At 50.2% G+C, this 16,486-nt stretch carries 13 protein-coding genes; all 13 read right to left on the bottom strand.

Features of this window, described 5'->3' with window-relative positions; genetic code table 11:
- Positions 1-2 precede the first annotated feature (2 nt).
- Positions 3-884 (bottom strand): cysteine synthase CysM, encoded by an 882-nt coding sequence (cysM, locus tag H0248_RS20375; protein WP_180787281.1) that lies wholly within the window; start codon positions 882-884, stop codon positions 3-5.
- Positions 885-940: 56 nt separating this feature from the next.
- The gene (gene cysW, locus H0248_RS20370; protein WP_180787280.1) at positions 941-1,807 is read right to left on the bottom strand and encodes a sulfate/thiosulfate ABC transporter permease CysW; all 867 of its coding nucleotides are present in this window, start codon (positions 1,805-1,807) and stop codon (positions 941-943) included.
- Positions 1,807-2,661, bottom strand: a complete 855-nt coding sequence (cysT, locus tag H0248_RS20365) for a sulfate/thiosulfate ABC transporter permease CysT (RefSeq protein WP_110163718.1) — start codon at positions 2,659-2,661, stop codon at positions 1,807-1,809. Before cysT ends, cysW begins: the two co-directional genes overlap by 1 nt.
- A complete protein-coding gene (locus tag H0248_RS20360) occupies positions 2,661-3,689 on the bottom strand; it encodes a sulfate ABC transporter substrate-binding protein (protein ID WP_180787279.1) in 1,029 nt (342 codons plus the stop codon). The genes cysT and H0248_RS20360 overlap by 1 nt, the downstream gene beginning before the upstream one ends.
- 319 nt (positions 3,690-4,008) lie before the next feature.
- Positions 4,009-4,908 carry a Dyp-type peroxidase gene (locus tag H0248_RS20355; protein ID WP_102118221.1) on the bottom strand — a complete coding sequence of 300 codons (900 nt, stop codon included), beginning with the start codon at positions 4,906-4,908 and terminating at the stop codon, positions 4,009-4,011.
- Between the two features lie 142 nt (positions 4,909-5,050).
- On the bottom strand, positions 5,051-5,650 hold the full coding sequence (locus H0248_RS20350) for an RpoE-regulated lipoprotein (protein ID WP_180787278.1): 600 nt from the start codon (positions 5,648-5,650) through the stop codon (positions 5,051-5,053).
- Positions 5,651-5,837: 187 nt separating this feature from the next.
- Entirely contained in the window at positions 5,838-7,511 is a 1,674-nt protein-coding gene (locus tag H0248_RS20345) for an ABC transporter ATP-binding protein/permease (RefSeq protein WP_102118219.1), read from the bottom strand.
- Positions 7,508-10,279, bottom strand: coding sequence for a M16 family metallopeptidase (locus tag H0248_RS20340; RefSeq protein WP_180787277.1), 2,772 nt, complete (start codon positions 10,277-10,279; stop codon positions 7,508-7,510). The genes H0248_RS20345 and H0248_RS20340 overlap by 4 nt, the downstream gene beginning before the upstream one ends.
- 26 nt (positions 10,280-10,305) lie before the next feature.
- Entirely contained in the window at positions 10,306-13,119 is a 2,814-nt protein-coding gene (locus tag H0248_RS20335) for a TonB-dependent receptor (RefSeq protein ID WP_180787276.1), read from the bottom strand.
- A 119-nt stretch (positions 13,120-13,238) separates the two neighbouring features.
- A complete protein-coding gene (locus H0248_RS20330) occupies positions 13,239-14,189 on the bottom strand; it encodes a FecR family protein (RefSeq protein WP_240351918.1) in 951 nt (316 codons plus the stop codon).
- Entirely contained in the window at positions 14,176-14,697 is a 522-nt protein-coding gene (locus H0248_RS20325) for a sigma-70 family RNA polymerase sigma factor (RefSeq protein ID WP_095993759.1), read from the bottom strand. The genes H0248_RS20330 and H0248_RS20325 overlap by 14 nt, the downstream gene beginning before the upstream one ends.
- A gap of 365 nt (positions 14,698-15,062) precedes the next feature.
- Complete coding sequence (locus H0248_RS20320) at positions 15,063-16,013, bottom strand: pesticin C-terminus-like muramidase (RefSeq protein WP_180787275.1); 951 nt, start codon at positions 16,011-16,013, stop codon at positions 15,063-15,065.
- Positions 16,014-16,040: 27 nt separating this feature from the next.
- Entirely contained in the window at positions 16,041-16,187 is a 147-nt protein-coding gene (locus tag H0248_RS20315; protein ID WP_180787274.1) for a hypothetical protein, read from the bottom strand.
- Positions 16,188-16,486: the final 299 nt, after the last annotated feature.

The following is a 16,486-nucleotide window of genomic DNA, read 5'->3' as shown; positions in this document are numbered from 1 at the left end:
CGTCAGTCAAATACCCCGGTGGACAGATACCGATCGCCGCGATCGCAGGCGATTGCCACAATCACGCTGCCGGGGTTTTCTGCCGCAAGCCGCAGTGCGCCAGCCACCGCGCCACCGGAACTGACGCCGCAGAAGATACCTTCCTGACGCGCCAGTTGGCGTAACGTATTCTCGGCATCCACCTGCGTCATATCCAGAATGCGATCGACCAGATCGGCACGAAAAATCCCTGGCATGTAGTCCGGCGTCCAGCGGCGAATACCGGGAATGTGGCTGCCTTCCGCAGGCTGTAATCCCACCGTGCAAATCGCTGGGTTCTGCTGCTTAAGATAGCGGCTGACGCCAGAAATCGTGCCGGTCGTTCCCATGCTGGAGATAAAGTGAGTCACCTTACCTGCCGTCTGCTGCCAAATCTCCGGGCCAGTCGTCAGAAAATGCGCCAGCGAATTGTCTGGGTTATTGAACTGATCGAGCGTTTTCCCCTCTCCCGCCAACACCATCTGTTTTGCGCGATCCCGCGCCCCTTCCATCCCCAGCTTGCGATTGACCAAAACCAGCTCCGCGCCATACGCACGCATCGCGGTCTGGCGTTCATAGCTCATGTTGTCCGGCATCAACAAACGCAGACGATAGCCTTTTACCGCCGCAATCATCGCCAGCGCAATGCCGGTGTTCCCGCTGGTCGCCTCGATGAGCCGGTCACCGGGAGATATGTCACCGCGATTCTCTGCCTGCTGGATCATGGAATATGCGGCCCGATCTTTTACCGATCCGGCGGGGTTATTTCCTTCCAGCTTCAGCCAGATTTCACTGTTTAACCCCTGCGTCAGGCGCTGTAATTTCACTAGCGGGGTATTGCCAATACACTGCTCAAGCGTTGTCACAAGTTGAGTCCTAAAAAGCCTCGCGCATGCGGCGCGAGTGATAGAAAAGAGTAAAGTTAGCGTTTATTCATTTGCCGCTTCACACGCCACTGCAAGGCGCTTTTGATGAACAACGTCAGTATCGCCATCACGGTTAACAGCGCCGCCGCGGTAAACGCCCCCACGCTGTTATAATCCTGATGCAGCAATTCGACCTGTAGCGGCAGCGTGTAGGTTTCACCACGAATCGAGCCTGAAACCACGGACACGGCGCCAAACTCACCAATCGCTCGGGCATTCGTCAGCACCACGCCATACAGCAGCGCCCAGCGAATATTCGGTAGCGTCACCCGATAGAACACTTGCCAGCCTGACGCACCAAGCAATACCGCCGCTTCTTCTTCCTTACTGCCCTGACTCATCATCACCGGAACCAGCTCCCTGACCATGAACGGACAGGTCACAAATATCGTCACCAGCACAATGCCCGGCCAGGCAAACATCAGCTGTATCCCCTGCTCATCCAGCCAGCCGCCAACCGGGCCGTTGGTGCTGTAAAAGAGCAGATACAGCAAACCCGCTACCACCGGAGAAACAGCAAAAGGGATATCGATCAGCGTGAGCAGCAGTTGCCGCCCCGGAAACTGAAAGCGCGTGACCAGCCACGCCAGCAGCGTACCAAACACCAGATTCACCGGTACGACAATCGCAACCACCAGCAGCGTGAGGCCAATGGCATGCAGCATGTCAGGGTCGCTCAGATTACGCCAGACGCCCCCCAGCCCATGCGATAGCGCAGCGGCAAAAATTGACACTAAAGGGATGACCAGCATGATGAGCGATAATATCACGCCCAGTGCAATCAACGCGGTTCTCGCCCAGTTACGTTCCTGCCGAAGCGGATGAGGTTGATGCCGTGACGTCACAGTCGGTATCTCTGCCATTACACGCTCCGGGTCCGTTGACCAAAACGGCGTTGCAGCACGTTAACGCCAAACAGGATCAATAAGGATGCTGCTAACACGACGGAGGCAATCGCACTGGCGGCAGGGAAATCAAACTCCTGCAGGCGGATAAAGATCATCAGCGAAACGACTTCCGTCTGCCAGGCAATGTTACCCGCAATAAAGATCACCGCGCCAAACTCGCCCAGACTGCGGGCAAACGACAGCGCGGTGCCCGTTAATAGCGCCGGGGTTAACTCCGGTAAAATAACGTAGCGAAAACACTGCCAGCGATTCGCGCCCAGCGTTTGTGCCGCCTCTTCGTATTCAGGCCCCAGATCTTCCAACACCGGTTGGACGGTACGCACGACAAAAGGAATGCTGGTGAACGCCATCGCAACCGTAATGCCCAGCCAGGTATAGGATACCTTGATGCCGAATTCGGCCAGCCATGCGCCGTACCAGCCGGTCGTTGAAAACAGCGCAGCCAGCGTCAGCCCCGCCACCGCAGTCGGGAGCGCAAAGGGTAAATCCATCAATCCATCCAGCAAGGCTCGGCCGGGAAAGCGATAACGCGTCAGGATCCACGCCATTAACAGGCCGAATCCCGCATTAAATACCGTCGCCAGCCCCGCAGCCAGGAGCGTTACCTTGTAGGCCGCTACCACCTGCGGGTTAGATATCACCGCCCAGTACTGCGCCAAACTCATTTCTGAGAGCTGCATCACCAGCGCACTTAAGGGCAGTAAAAGAATCAGACAGACGAACAGCAGGCTGCTGCCCAGACTCAGCGCGAATCCCGGCAGCACCCGTTTACCTGAACCAGAAAAGAAGTTACCAGACCTCAAAGACATTACTGACGACCAGCCGCCAACAGTTTGTCCAGTTCACCACCGGTGTCGAAGTGGGTTTTCATCACCTGTGACCACGATCCAAACTGATCCTCTACCCGAAATAAGGTGGTCTCTGGGAAACGAGATTTTAGCGTTTGCGCCAGTTCAGGGTTATTCACACGGTAGTAAAAATCGGTGATCACTTTCTGTGCTTCCGGGCTATACAGATAATTCAGATAGGCTTTTGCCGCCTGCTCGGTGCCGTTCTTCTCGACATTCTTATCGATCCACGCCACAGGGAATTCTGCCAGTATGTTGACCTTCGGGACGATCACTTCGTAGTTCTCAGCACCGTACTGATTACGGATGTTATTCACCTCAGATTCAAAGCTGATCAGCACATCGCCTAACTGGCGTTCCACAAACGTGGTGGTTGCGCCACGGCCGCCGGTATCAAAGACTTCGACGTTCGCCAGAAAACGCGTTATCCACGCGCGCGTTTTGGCCTCGTCGCCACCGTTGGCTTTGCTGGTCGCGCCCCAGGCCGCAAGGTAGGTATAACGGGCATTGCCGGAGGTTTTCGGATTCGGGAAAATCAATTTAACGTCATCACGCACCAGATCGTTCCAGTCGTGAATGCCTTTTGGGTTACCTTTGCGAACCAGGAAGGCCATGGTGGAGTAAAACGGAGAGCTATGATTCGGTAAACGCGTCTGCCAATCTGCGGGAATCAACTGACCGCGGTCGTGCAGGATCTGAACGTCCGTCACCTGATTGTAGGTCACAACGTCGGCCTTCAGGCCTTGCAGAATAGCCAGCGCCTGCTTAGATGAACCGGCATGCGACTGTTTGATCGTCAGCGGATCGTTAGGGTGTTGCGACAGCCACTGTTTTTCAAAGCCAGGATTGAGCGCTACAAAGAGCTCGCGCGACACATCATAAGAGCTGTTCAGCAGCTCGGTAGCAGAGACCGCGCTCTGCCCGCCCAGCAGCAATGACAGCGCCAGAGAACCTTTCACCAGCGAGCCTTTCACCTGTACTTGATTCATCTTATGTCCTGTCAGAGTTAGAGCCTATTCGGTAGGCTTTGTTGTCGGAGCCGTTACATAGCCGTTTTTTGAATCGAATGCGCTTGTCAGCGTAAATCAGTGTAGGGGGAAGTGACGGTTAACATATAACCTTTATATATATCATTTCGGGATTTTTAAGCGCTAAAGTACATAACCACAAAACGAGCGATATGAGAGGAAAAAGCAGGAGGGAAAAGGAAAATGCGGCCAGATAGCCCGATAAAGGAAAGTGGAAAAAGGGAAAACTCACAGAACGGATGCCTGCACAGATGCAGGCATCAGGAAAACGCGTCAGATCTTACAGCGATAAAAGCTGATCCAGAGAAGGTGCAAAGAAGTAGCTGCCGCTGACGGCACGCGTAAAGCGCAGCATGTCGTCACGTTTACCGTCACGATCGCCGAACATGCTCAGCAACTGCTGCTCAATGTTATGCAAACGTGCGCAGTAAGCGACAAAGTAGAGTCCATTTTTCCCGCTCGCGGTGCCATAAGGCAGGCTCTGGCGCAGAATTTTCAGCCCCTTGCCGTCTTCCTTTAAATCTACGCGGCTAAGATGCGAGGTCACAGGGCGCTCATCGGAAGACAGTTCTTCGTTATCCTGCTTGGTACGCCCGATCATCTGTTCCTGCTGTTCCACGCTAAAACGCTGTAGCTGCTTCAGATTGTGTTCCCAACGCTGGGTAAACACGTAGCTGCCGCCCGCATCCGGCTGGCCCTCAGGGATAATCGCCACAGCGTGACGGGCATCGCCCTGCGGGTTTTCCGTGCCGTCGACAAAGCCGCTTAAATCGCGATCTTCCACCCAACGGAAACCGTGCGTCTCTTCTTCGATACGGATCGCGCTGCCAAACGCGGCCAGCGCCGCCTGTGCCAGCGTGAAATTAACATCATGACGGAGTGATTGGATGTGAATCAGTAGATCGCGCTGCGTGGCTGGAGCAAGCCCGTTACCCAACGGTGTGAACGGTTTCAGCTCCGCTGCGCCGTGGTTGCAATCCAGATCGCGCCAAACGTCGTTGCCAAATGCCAGCACCGCGCCCAATCCCGCATCAGGATACTGCTGCTGTAACGCTTGCAACGTCTGACAGAATTTTTTGCATCCCTGCCGGATAGCATCAAATTCTCCCTGAATCATCGCTTCCATAAAAATGGCAAAACGGCGGTGTTCCAATAAAATACCGCTTTGAATTGGTGTCATTTCTGCTTCCTCAAGCGTCAGTTTTTTCTTTGTTGTTATGGTTTACTACGATAGTTATGGCGCATACGACCGCCGAAAAAATATCAGGCGGCGCCGCTATCATACCGGAAGCCGCCTGACTTTTACCTTGCGTAAACGCAAGTTAGTTTCGCGCCTGCGCGTGCCACACGATTTTGCTCACTTTCCAGGTTTTCAGGATATCATCGGGCGGCATCAAGCCTTCCGGGCCGCTCCACTCGCCGGAATAGACGTAGCTGATATGCGTACTCTGCGGCGCGGCACATTCCACGCTCTGCGCATCATCACCTTGCCCTAACTGGCAGGATTCAAACGCTTTACTGTAGGTAGTGCTAAAAGCATCCCCTATTTTCACACCACCTGCGCTGCCAATCGCCGGATCCATGACCTCAACTTTGCGCACGCTGCCCTTCGGCTGGCCGCTGACGATCATTTTCACCTCTTTGCCATCCAGCGCCTGATAAAACGCGACCAGTTGACCGTTGGACGTTCCCATTCCGCTACGCAGTTGATAACTGCCATCCAGCGCGCTCTGTAGCGCCCCTTCGGACAGTGGCGTACCGGCATTGATGCCACCGACACCCGCATCGGTAACGTCCAACGAGCTGCCGAACCAGTTAAACGGCGACAGGCTGGACCAGGAGAAATTGGAAAGTGTGCTGCATCCGGTCAGAAACAGCGGTAAACCCAGCACCAGCGATAACCCCAGCGGGCGAAAATTCATGGCATGTACTCCTCAAGATTGAACGGCTTTCGTCATCAGCCCCCTTAGTAAGATGGGGGTTGGAGTCTGCGAGCGACGAAAAGTGCCGTAAAGACGGGATAATCCTGCGAAGGATTATAGGTGGCATGTGAAAAGAAACCTACCAGAACCGCAGACCTCCCGAGAACCGGAAGGCCTGCGAACAACATCAACTGCGCTGTGAGGCAAAATCCGTTAAGTCATAACGGTGCGTGAACAAATCGTCCAGCTCCGTCTGGTGCGTAATCGCCACCACGGTACACGCGGGCAACACCAGCTTGACCAGCGCCAAAAGCTGTCTGGCGGCGTCATGATCCAGATTGCTGGTCGCTTCATCCAGATAGAGCGTATCGGGTTTAGCAATCAGCGCGCGGGCAAAGGCGACACGCTGCCGCTCCCCGCCGGAGAACACCCGATCCCAGTTCAGTTGCTCATCCAGACGATCGCGCCACGCGCCCAGCCCAACGCTATCGAGCGTCTGACGCAGCATCTCACTGTCGGCCAGCGGCGGATGCGGATAGCAGAGGATCTCTGCCAGCGTACCCTGCCCCAAATAGCTTTGCTGCGGTAACAGCAAGCTGCGACCTTCCAGCGATTGCCAGCGGCCATCGTAATACGGCCACAGACCATTTAGCGTACGCAGCAGCGTGGATTTCCCCAGCCCGCTGCGGCCAGAAAACTTACTCCAGCTACCCGCTTCACAGCGCAGATCCACCTTTTGCAGCAGCGGAGAGCCCTGCGGCGTGGTGAAAGAAAGCTGATCAATACGTAAATCCTGCCCTACCGGCGCATCGACCTGTTCAGACTGATGACGTTTGATTTCGTCCTTGAACTGGCTGAGACGCGCCATACTGGCAGAAAGAATCACGAATTCTTTGTACTTATGGATAAACCAGCTCAGCGCACCGTGCAACTGCGCAAACGCCCCGCGAATCTGCATCAGCCCGCCCAGCGTTACCGTTTTACTCAGGAAAGCAGGCAGAGCGGCAAAGACCGGCACAATCTGGCTTACACGCATATAGCCTGTGGTGAAGAAGCCCAGATTACGCTCGGCATTCATAAAACGCCCCCAGTTCGACACGATGGCGGAGAAATGCCGCTGAAGATGGCTTTTCTCCTGCGCTTCACCGCCGTACAGCGCGATTTGCTCGGCGTTATCATGCTTACGTAGCAGCGCCGCACGGAAATCGGCCTCTGCCTTTTGCTTCTCATAATTAATATTATGCAGACGCTTCCCGACCACATGCGTAATCAGGCTGCCGAGCAGCGTATACAGAATAGCGATCCACACCAGATAACCTTCGATTACCCACTCTTTGCCAAACAGCGTAAAGCGCTGAACGCCCGATAATCCCCACAGAATGACGACGAAAGAGAACAAACGCGCGGTCACGATCAAAAATTCGATGACCAGACTAACGGCTTTATCGACAAACAGGTTGATATCTTCGGCAATACGCTGGTCTGGGTTATCAATCTTGCCCGCCACCGACATGCGATAAAATGCCCGCTTCGCCAGCCAGCTATCTACCAGCTCGGCGGTTAACGCGGTACGCCAGCGGATAATTAGCAGTTTGGTAAACCACTCCTGATACACGATCGACCCGATATAGAGCAGGATGTAAACGCCGTATTCTTTCATCAGAGACAGCAACAAATTGCTGTCGAATGCGCCTAACGCATCATAAAACGTCTTACTCCACTCGTTTAACAACACATTAAGATAGACGATCATCCCGCCCATCGAAATGGCTACAAGCAGTAGGAGCCATGCCTGCCAGCTGCGTTTACCGCCCCAGAAGGGGCGGCAGAGATCGACAAATTGAGCGACAACCTTCCTCACTCTTTCACCTCTTGCGGCAAGGTGATGTAAAGCACGCGGTTATCCGGGTTATACAGCTTCGCCGACATCGCCCGTACGTCTTCCAGCGTGATGCTATCCGCCAGTTTGGCTACGCTAGTCAGATAACGCGGGTCGTTATAGTGGCGGTAGCTCAGGAGCAGGCGGCGCTCTATCGTCATGAGATCGCTCTGACGCCCTTTTTCTGCACGAATGAACTGTGCTTTCTGATCGTCTACATCCTGCTGAGTGATATTTTTCGGCAGTTCAGCAAAGGCTTTCTCGGCCAATGTCCATAGCTCCTGCGCACGTTCAGGTGCGCTGGTGAAGCTCACTTCTGTCTCAATACGCTGTCTTTTATCTTCCAGTTCACTGTCGACACGCATGCGGTAAATGCCTAACGCATCATCACGCAGGCTGGTTTTGAGATATTTATTCGCCAGATTACGGGCAACGCTCACCTGCACCGCGGTCTGTGGTGTCCACGCATGCGGTGTGAAGCTCCAGGCGCGGATATCGGCACGCGGTTCAATACTGATAGCCGATGTCGCTTCACGTTTACCCGGCAGAGCCAGATGTGATTTCACGTCACCAGTAGACTGACGCGGGATCGTCGCTAAATAGCGTTCAACCTGCGGCAAAATCTGTGCAGCGGGCATATCTGCCACCAGATAGTAGGTAACGGGTGCAAACACCGCTTTATGCCACTGTGAAAGCAGCGCCGGCGCTGAAATTTGCTTCAGCTCTGCAATTTCAGGCTGCTGCCAGGCTGGCTCACCAAAACGCAGTTTGGTAATGTCACTCGCCTGTGTTCCTGAAACCGATTGATCGTCAATGGCTTTTTGACGCGCCAGCCCCATCATACTCTCTTTCATCACGTCAGGATCGATACCCGGAGCCACATTCAGCTCACGATATAACGCTAGCAGATTTGCCAACTGACCCGTTGGCGCATTCCCGCTTACCGTCAATTGATCCGCTTCCTGATTGATGCCCAGCGACAGCGTTTTTTCCTTTTTCCAGTTATTAAGCGCTTCACCGCTCCATGTTGCCGGCCCGCTTTGGTTGACTAATTGGCTTGCCAACAGTACCTGCCACGGATTGGTCGACGTCGATAAATATCCCGCGTCGCTCACGGCTGTGAAGTAGACTTTTTTACCCGCCTCTGGCGCACGCAGCCATACTACGCGGTCACCATTACTCAACTGCCACTGCTCGACCTTCTGCGCGGCGAAGGTCTTCACCGCCGTACGTTTCCCACTTTGCGTTACGGCAGGCAATTCAGGGATGACTTTCTCTTTTTCTACTTGCAGCGGTGCCAGCGTCGCTGCTGCCCACTGTGCCTGCAACTTACGAATCGCATCCGGTTTAGGCAAGGTGAAAGGCGTCGCGCCCGGCACGCTAAACTGAACCAACGTATCAGGTGACGCTAACCAACGTTGCCAATGGCGGTTCACATCTTCCGCCGTGATGGTATCCAGCGCTTCCAGTGCATCTTTACCGCGCTGCTGACTGCCGACATAAGGGCGATCCTGCTGCCAAACAATAGTCAACTGCTGAACCCAATCGGAGAACTCGCGTGTTTCAGGGGTAGTACTCATCCGCTGCGCGACTTCACGAATGTCGGATGTGATCTCCGTGATGTCCTGTTCGTTTAACGGATAACGTTTGAAACGCTCAATTTCTTTCAGTACAGCGGAAATAGCAGCGTCATGACCCCCTGGCATCACATTGGCGAAAAAGCCTAGTGCAGCCGTCGTTTTACCGATATCCGATTTACGCACCACCAGACTACTGGCGTCTTGCGGCAGTTCCGCTTGTTGTCGACGAACCTGACGTGTTACCGCAGACAGTGTGATTTGCGTCAGTAAACGATGACGGTAATCGGATTGGCCGAATGTATCTTTGTCATTGAAACGGTAGACAAATGACACCTGGCTGCTGCCACTCTGGCTGTCCTGCAAACGCGCCACGTTGAGTCTCGGTTTCAGTAACGGCTCGTAGTAATCACGGGCTGGCACAGCAACATTCGGCAACGGTGCAAAATAGCGTTGAATTTCGCGTTCTGCATCCGCAGGCGTGATATCACCAATGATCATCAAACGCATATTCGACGGGTGATACCAGCGTTGGTAGAAATCCTGTAGTACGCTGGCTGGCGTGTCGTTAATCGACGCTTCCGTGCCAATCGTTGGGCGGGAAGGATAACGAGAGTCATGGCGAATCGCCTGTACGCGCTGCTGGTTCATGCGTTCCGCTACGCCCAGTTTGCCACGCCACTCTTCCAGAATGATTTTGCGCTCATCATCGAGATCGTTTTGCAGCAGCTTGGCATGGCCCGTCATCTGGCTCAGCGCCTGCAAGGTCGTCCCCAGATCGCGATTCCCTTTCGGCGGGCTCATCATATACATGGTGCGCTCGTAGTTGGTCACCGCGTTATAGCTCTGCCCACGAACCCATCCCTGCTTGTACAGTTCGGTACTGACACCTTGAGGAAACGCCTCGCTGGCGCGGAATACCATATGCTCCACGATATGCGCCACACCAGATTCGTTGTCCTTCTCATCAATCGAACCGACATCCACAATCAGGCGAATATCGACCCGTGACTTCTGCCCTTCCAGCGGCACGAGGGTATAGCGAAGTCCATTCGCCAATGTCCCTTCTTTAATGACCGGCAACGGGCTTTTTATTTCTTCAGCCTGGCTCACAACACTTCCAGCTAACAGGAAAATAACGCCCGCTAGCCAGTACATGATTTTATTTTTCATCACTGACCTTTATTATTTTTTATCGCTTACCATGAATACGTCACATCAAGCCAAAACTGACGACCCAATCCATAATTAGATTCATTCTTATTGGCTTTATTCAGGACATTAAGTACATCTACGCCCACTTTTAGATTCTGCTTACCTAATGGCTGGGTATAAGTCACACGCCAATCCAACAGCATATTGTTGCCATACTGCTCTTCTTCATAAACATCGGTAGCACCAACATATCCGGAACAACGGTCATCATCTGGACAGTTAATAGTTTCAGTTCGCGTCATCGCCTTATAGCCACCCACATAGCTCAAGCGTTGCGTCCAATCCAAACGCCAGTTGGGTATTTCTGTATTCAGTTCAAGAAATGCCGTCCAAGGGCGATTGAAATTATCTGCCGGTTTATCAATAGCGCGGATCATTTTTCCGTTGTAGAGAATATAGCCATCGATATCCGACTCAGTGTCATAGTCTTTATTTGAAGAAGTACTTTTCTGAATATTCCCCCCCGCAGTCCAGCTGAATACCGCGGAGTTCCATTCAATTGGAGAAACGGGTTTTACCACCAGGCTAAACGTGTCTGATTCGGATTTACCGTTATTAGTGAGTTCATAAGTTTTTGTGGTTTTATTTTGCTCAGCAGAAAATTGATCTTTTGCTTCACGATGAACCCATTTCAGCGCCCAAACCGTATCATAAATACGTTGCTGCACACCGAGATTCAATTCATCACTATAGGGGGTATTTAATGAAGTGTATCGGTAATTAGTTTGGTTAAGTTCCTTAGCAAAAACCCAATCATCGGGAGTTGTATTCGTTGATTTCTCGGTACATCCTCCTCTGTTAGTTAGAGTATTAGCTCGACATTCTGTATAAGGTTGTTTACGCGCTTCACGCAGCTTATAGGCCAGCACATTGCCAGCATAGTAACGGTTCACACCGCCGAAAACCTCAGTGGAACGATCGCCCCAAACGTCATAACTGGTACTGAAGCGTGGTGAGACATTCATGTTTTTCATGTAGTCGTCATAATCAACGCGAACACCGGGTACCATCGTTAAACGGGAAGCAGTCAGCGTATCCTGTAAATAAGCCGCGTAAGTGCTAGCAGCGACACTCACATCAGACGCTTCATAAACCGATCTTTGGCTGAGGTACTGTTCACCGTTGATACAAGCTGAATCACCGCTTTTACATACTATCGCTGCGCTTTTGACTGCCACTGAATAACTGTAAGATGTGTCTCTACGTTGGTAGCGCGCTTTGGAGAAATCGGTATCAAAGCCAAAATCAAACTGGTGCTGTACACCCAATGCAGAAAAAGGATTTAACTGCCAATCCTGTTTAAAGTTAATGCCAGATTGCTCGGTTCTTATCGTGCCATACCCACCCTGCTGAGCAGCAACGCCAGAGAAGCTCGATACCCAATCAATACTGTCTGTTTTAGCCCAAGCATAAAAGTTATCTCCTTTATTCTTTATGGTGTTTTCATTCTGCTTCCATATTAACTGTGTTGCGACTTTCCCCCATTTATTCTGATTATCCCACTTCAGGTTGGCATTATATCCACCACCTTCGGCAGTAAAATCCCCACCCTTTATATTGGAACGCACATAGCTTGCACTATGAGGTGAATGCATGAGTGATAAGCTAAATTGATTTCGTTCATTAGCATCCCACGCACCACGTAACATATACGTTTCGGATTCGCGCGACTGATCTTCCCATTTTTGCAAAATCGTATGCCAGAACGGAATGTCAGATTCCTTACGGCTATATACAAACATCAGCGCCGCATTATCATTAAGGGGCTGGCTCACATTCAGATTATAAAAATTTTTGGTAAATTTAGGCTGCCTTTTAAGCGTGGTAGCGGTACTAAACGAGGCTTCATCTTTTTTCTCCAGATGATATTTCGTCCATGACGACCGCGTTGTGCGGTAAGAGATAGAACCGGATGGCTCGGTAAACGAGGGCTTTTTAAGTTTTGCATCAATTACCCCACCAGTGAACTGCCCATACTTAGCCGACACATTACTGTCGTAAACCGACAAACTTTCAATCAGGCTACTGTCTATCCAGAAAGATTCAGGGTGGCCAGATGGGAAATCATTAGCCGCATTCCCATTGGCTGTAGACCCCACCTCACCGACATTCACACCGGGGTTCAGGCGATCGTTGTTCGACATCCCATCGATCATGAAGTTGTTGTTATAGAATTTCTCACCGTGAAACGAGACAACATCTGGGGCCAGCTCTCCCGGCGTCTCACTATTGCGTGAAGTTTCAGAGAATTGCACGTTTGGATTGGTGCGCAGCAATTCAGTAATATTTCCATTAGCTGTCGGCTTTTTTGCGATTTCCTCAGCTACCAATTGCTGGCTACCGATCTCCATCGGCCCCGGCGTAATCTGCGCTTTTACCATGATCACATCGCCGCGCCCTTCATTTCCTACACGGCTATTCTCTGCCCCCGTAGTTATGCTCTGCACATCATCCGCCGCAGGCACGCTAGCCATTGGGCGAATGATAAAAGCTTTACCGGTTTCTGTAGGCTCTGCATAAAGGTTATTGCTATTCAATAACCGTCCCAAAGCCTGTTCCACCGTGTAGTTTCCTTCCAGAGCAGGAGCTTGCTTCCCTGCAACCAGTTGGCTATCAACACCAAAATTGACACCCGTCTGCCGTGCCAACTGTGTTAATGATTTTTCCAATGACTGTGCAGGAAGGAGTATTGATTGTGCTGGTGCCGTTGCGCCAAACGCTGAACCGCCTCCGCTTAACGCCAGCGTTAGCATCGCAATCGGCCAAATCGTGTTACGCATCCCCAAAAAATTACGCATGAATTTATCCTGAATTATTTTATGTTTTCAGGAGAGAAGACGTTGTTCAGCAAAAATCGGGCAGAAGAAAATAAAAATAATTATCATTTACATTTAAATTAGTCTCTTGCCATTGATTATTAAAGATTTTTATTTTCACTAATCCAGACAATGTAACCGAAAGACTGCCGGACGGAGATAGGAAGGGAATGTTTCAGTAACTCTAGCGCCTGCTGACTGTCATTCAATGGCAGAACACCAGTAAAGTGCAGGCTGTCGAGTTCCTGACGCTGACGCGGATCCAGATAAATCAGCCCAGAGTAATGACGGGAAAGTTCATCAACAACCTGAATGAACGGGGCATTTTCAAAAATCAATTGGTTGTGAATCCAACCCGCTTCCGTTGATGCCCCCACTGGCCGGGTAATATGGAGCCGATCGAGTCCAACCTGCTGACCAGCACCAAGGTCGAGGCGGATATCCGAGTTCTCATTTGCAGTAACACGTACACGAGATTCGTCAACGCTCACCAGCGTATCCTCTCCTGTATCACGTACGCTATAGCGAGTACCCAGTGCCTGAGCCGCTGCCTGTGCACTGTCAATCACAAACGGTCTGCTACGCGGATCTTTGGCAACATGCGCGTAAACTTCACCACGTAGCAACGTGATTGTTCGTTTTTGTGATGTGAAGGAAATATTCACAGCCGAATTGCTGTTCAGCATCAATTCGCTGCCGTCATCCAGAACAATGCGCCGAACTTCACCAGCAACAGTGCGCTGATCGGCCAACCAATAAGCATAAGGCAGTTGGCTTAGTAACCAACCACCTGCGATGAAAATCGCCAGAGCAGCATAACGGGATGAGCGTGATTTTCGGGATGTCGCCGCTGGCGTGATGGCTGCACTTGCCCATAATTGCTGCATCTGATGATAAACCACAGAATGGCGAGCATCGCTCAGGCACCACTGCTGCCACTCTTTGTGCAGTAATATCGCGTCGTCGCTATCCTGCTCGACCTCCGAGAAGCGTAGTACCCATTCAGCGGCTTGCTGCTGAATCTGCTCAAAGTCAGCGTTATGCTTCATCATGTTCCTGGAAAAAGATCCGGCTATGGAAATGCACCATCGCTTTCGCCAGATATTGCTTTACGCTACTTTCGCTCACGTGCAGCGCCTCAGCAATCGTCCGATAATCGTGTCCTTCCACACGCGCCATAATAAACGCACGTTGTACCTTTTCATCTAACTCATGGGTCAGAATATGTAGCGCTGTCGCCACAAGTTGACTTATCGCAACACGATATTCCGCAGAATGCTCTTCTTCCCCATCAACTAGTACTGCTAATGCAGATAACGCATCTTGTTCCAGCTTACGCTTACGGAACTGATCGATCATGACGTGATTCGCCGTCACCATCAGATACGCCTTAGGCTGTCGGATAGCGGCAGGGTCGGCAAGCGTCAGGAGTTTTAGGAAGGTGTCATGGGTAAGATCATCGGCCTGATGAATGCAGCCTATTTTTTTACAAAGCCATCCCCGCAGCCATCCTTGGTGGGTCTGGTAAAAATCACTCCAGAAAGAAATTAGCTGCGTCATAATGGTTTCAACAGGCAAAAAGCAGATGATATTAGTCTAATTGATACTCATTATCATCTAAGCCAGTGGCACAATGCAACACTTTTTAAGCGGTATGAGGCTGTCACGCAATTAAGGACTTTATTGTATCCTTACGACCATCGCCAGCCAGCTTCCATCACTGATGGTGAACTACCCAAAGTCAGCCAATGTACAATTTAAATTACGGTCTCTAAACATTCGATTGGTTTAATAAATGTCAACTTTCTAATAAAAAACCGGAACTACTTACCCAGCTAGTTCCGATTTCATACCGGTGTTAATACATCGCCCCCTGTCCTATCAGCACACTCAGTTATACTGACCGTTATTTAAAAAACATTCCATTACCGCCATAGCCAAAAATCATTTTCAAAGAAACGCATCACCTCTCGCATTTCCTCGTCTAAATAAGCCTGCATAGCAAGATCATGCTGAATTAATGCCGCTTCCCTCTGTCTTCTTGTTTTATAATCATCACCAAAATCATTAAGCTCCTTTAAGAATAAATCCCATTCATTACGAGTAATATACCCCCAAGACTTTGGCGTTTTTACTTTTAGATTCCCATATTGAAATTCCAAATCTACTATCGCCGTCCTTGTGTTTGTCGGTAACTCATTAAACTTCAAACCGACTGATTCAGCGTCAAAACGCTTTCCTACATCTCTTATTGCTTTTTGTGTGTAAATAGAGGTTAAGAAGTCAGCATCATTTTCACTCAAAGTTAATGGTGAGTTCCTTAATTTTTCAGCAGCAACATTCCCTTTAATTCTGGTATAAGGTGACAATATATCCACAAGATCTTGCGGTACACCATCACGTAGCAATTCATTTTTATCTCTTTGTCCTAAATCCACACCTCCACCGATAGTAACCCCTGAGTTTTCATCTGTTTTCCCCTTGTCATTTTTAGGAACATATCCTTTTGTTTTAAACCCTTCAGACTCTAATAAAAAATCAATATTAATACGCAACCGGTCTGAAAGAATCTGTCGGCGCGCTTTTACTCTATCACCATACATTTCTTCAACACCCGTTCTAATAACACAGTTTTTAAGAGGGTAAGCTACGCAGGTTAATAAAAAAATATCCTGATCTTCTGCTTCTAAGAAATTGCCATCACTCTGATCAACATCGCCATTAATTAATAATGCTACACAACTCGAACATGAGCCTGCACGGCATGAGTATGGTAAATTCCCCCCTGCTTCCTCTAAGGCATCTAATATATACACATCATCAGGGCAATCAATTGTAATCTTAGTAGTTAAATCACTTACCTTGTATATCGCCATTTTCACTCTCCTTTTCCAAGATATATTTCATCGTGCACAAAAACACTTTTCCCGTTTACATCCAGGCCGCCGCTTTTTTATCTCTTCAGGTTTTATTTTTTCTTCAGTTTCGTTTCCCTCATGAAAATTAACTTCCAATTTATTTTCACTTTTAACACTTTCATCTTTTTTCATTCATTGGCCTCATTTAGAAAAAAATTTAACCTGCCACCATGACCACATCAATTCATGATGCACACCGTAAATTACGGGAGTATAATGCAGGATCCGTATCATTTTTTATTTTAAAGGAGTTTAATAACGAGGTTCGCTCTGTGGAATAAATATAAAATTGGAATGACTACGATCAGTAAATCTACCATTACGATAGATAGGGTTTCCCCCATCAAATGAAGAATTAAGTAGTTCAATCACAATAAAAAAGACATTAAGTGGTAGTGGTACCCACGCAGGGCGTCCGCATGAGTGATCAA

The sequence above is a fragment of the Pectobacterium brasiliense genome, assembly GCF_013449685.1.
Lineage (GTDB): Bacteria > Pseudomonadota > Gammaproteobacteria > Enterobacterales > Enterobacteriaceae > Pectobacterium > Pectobacterium brasiliense_A.
The sequence above is the reverse complement of the archived record's forward strand: the minus strand, read 5'-3'. Positions and strand labels throughout refer to the sequence as shown.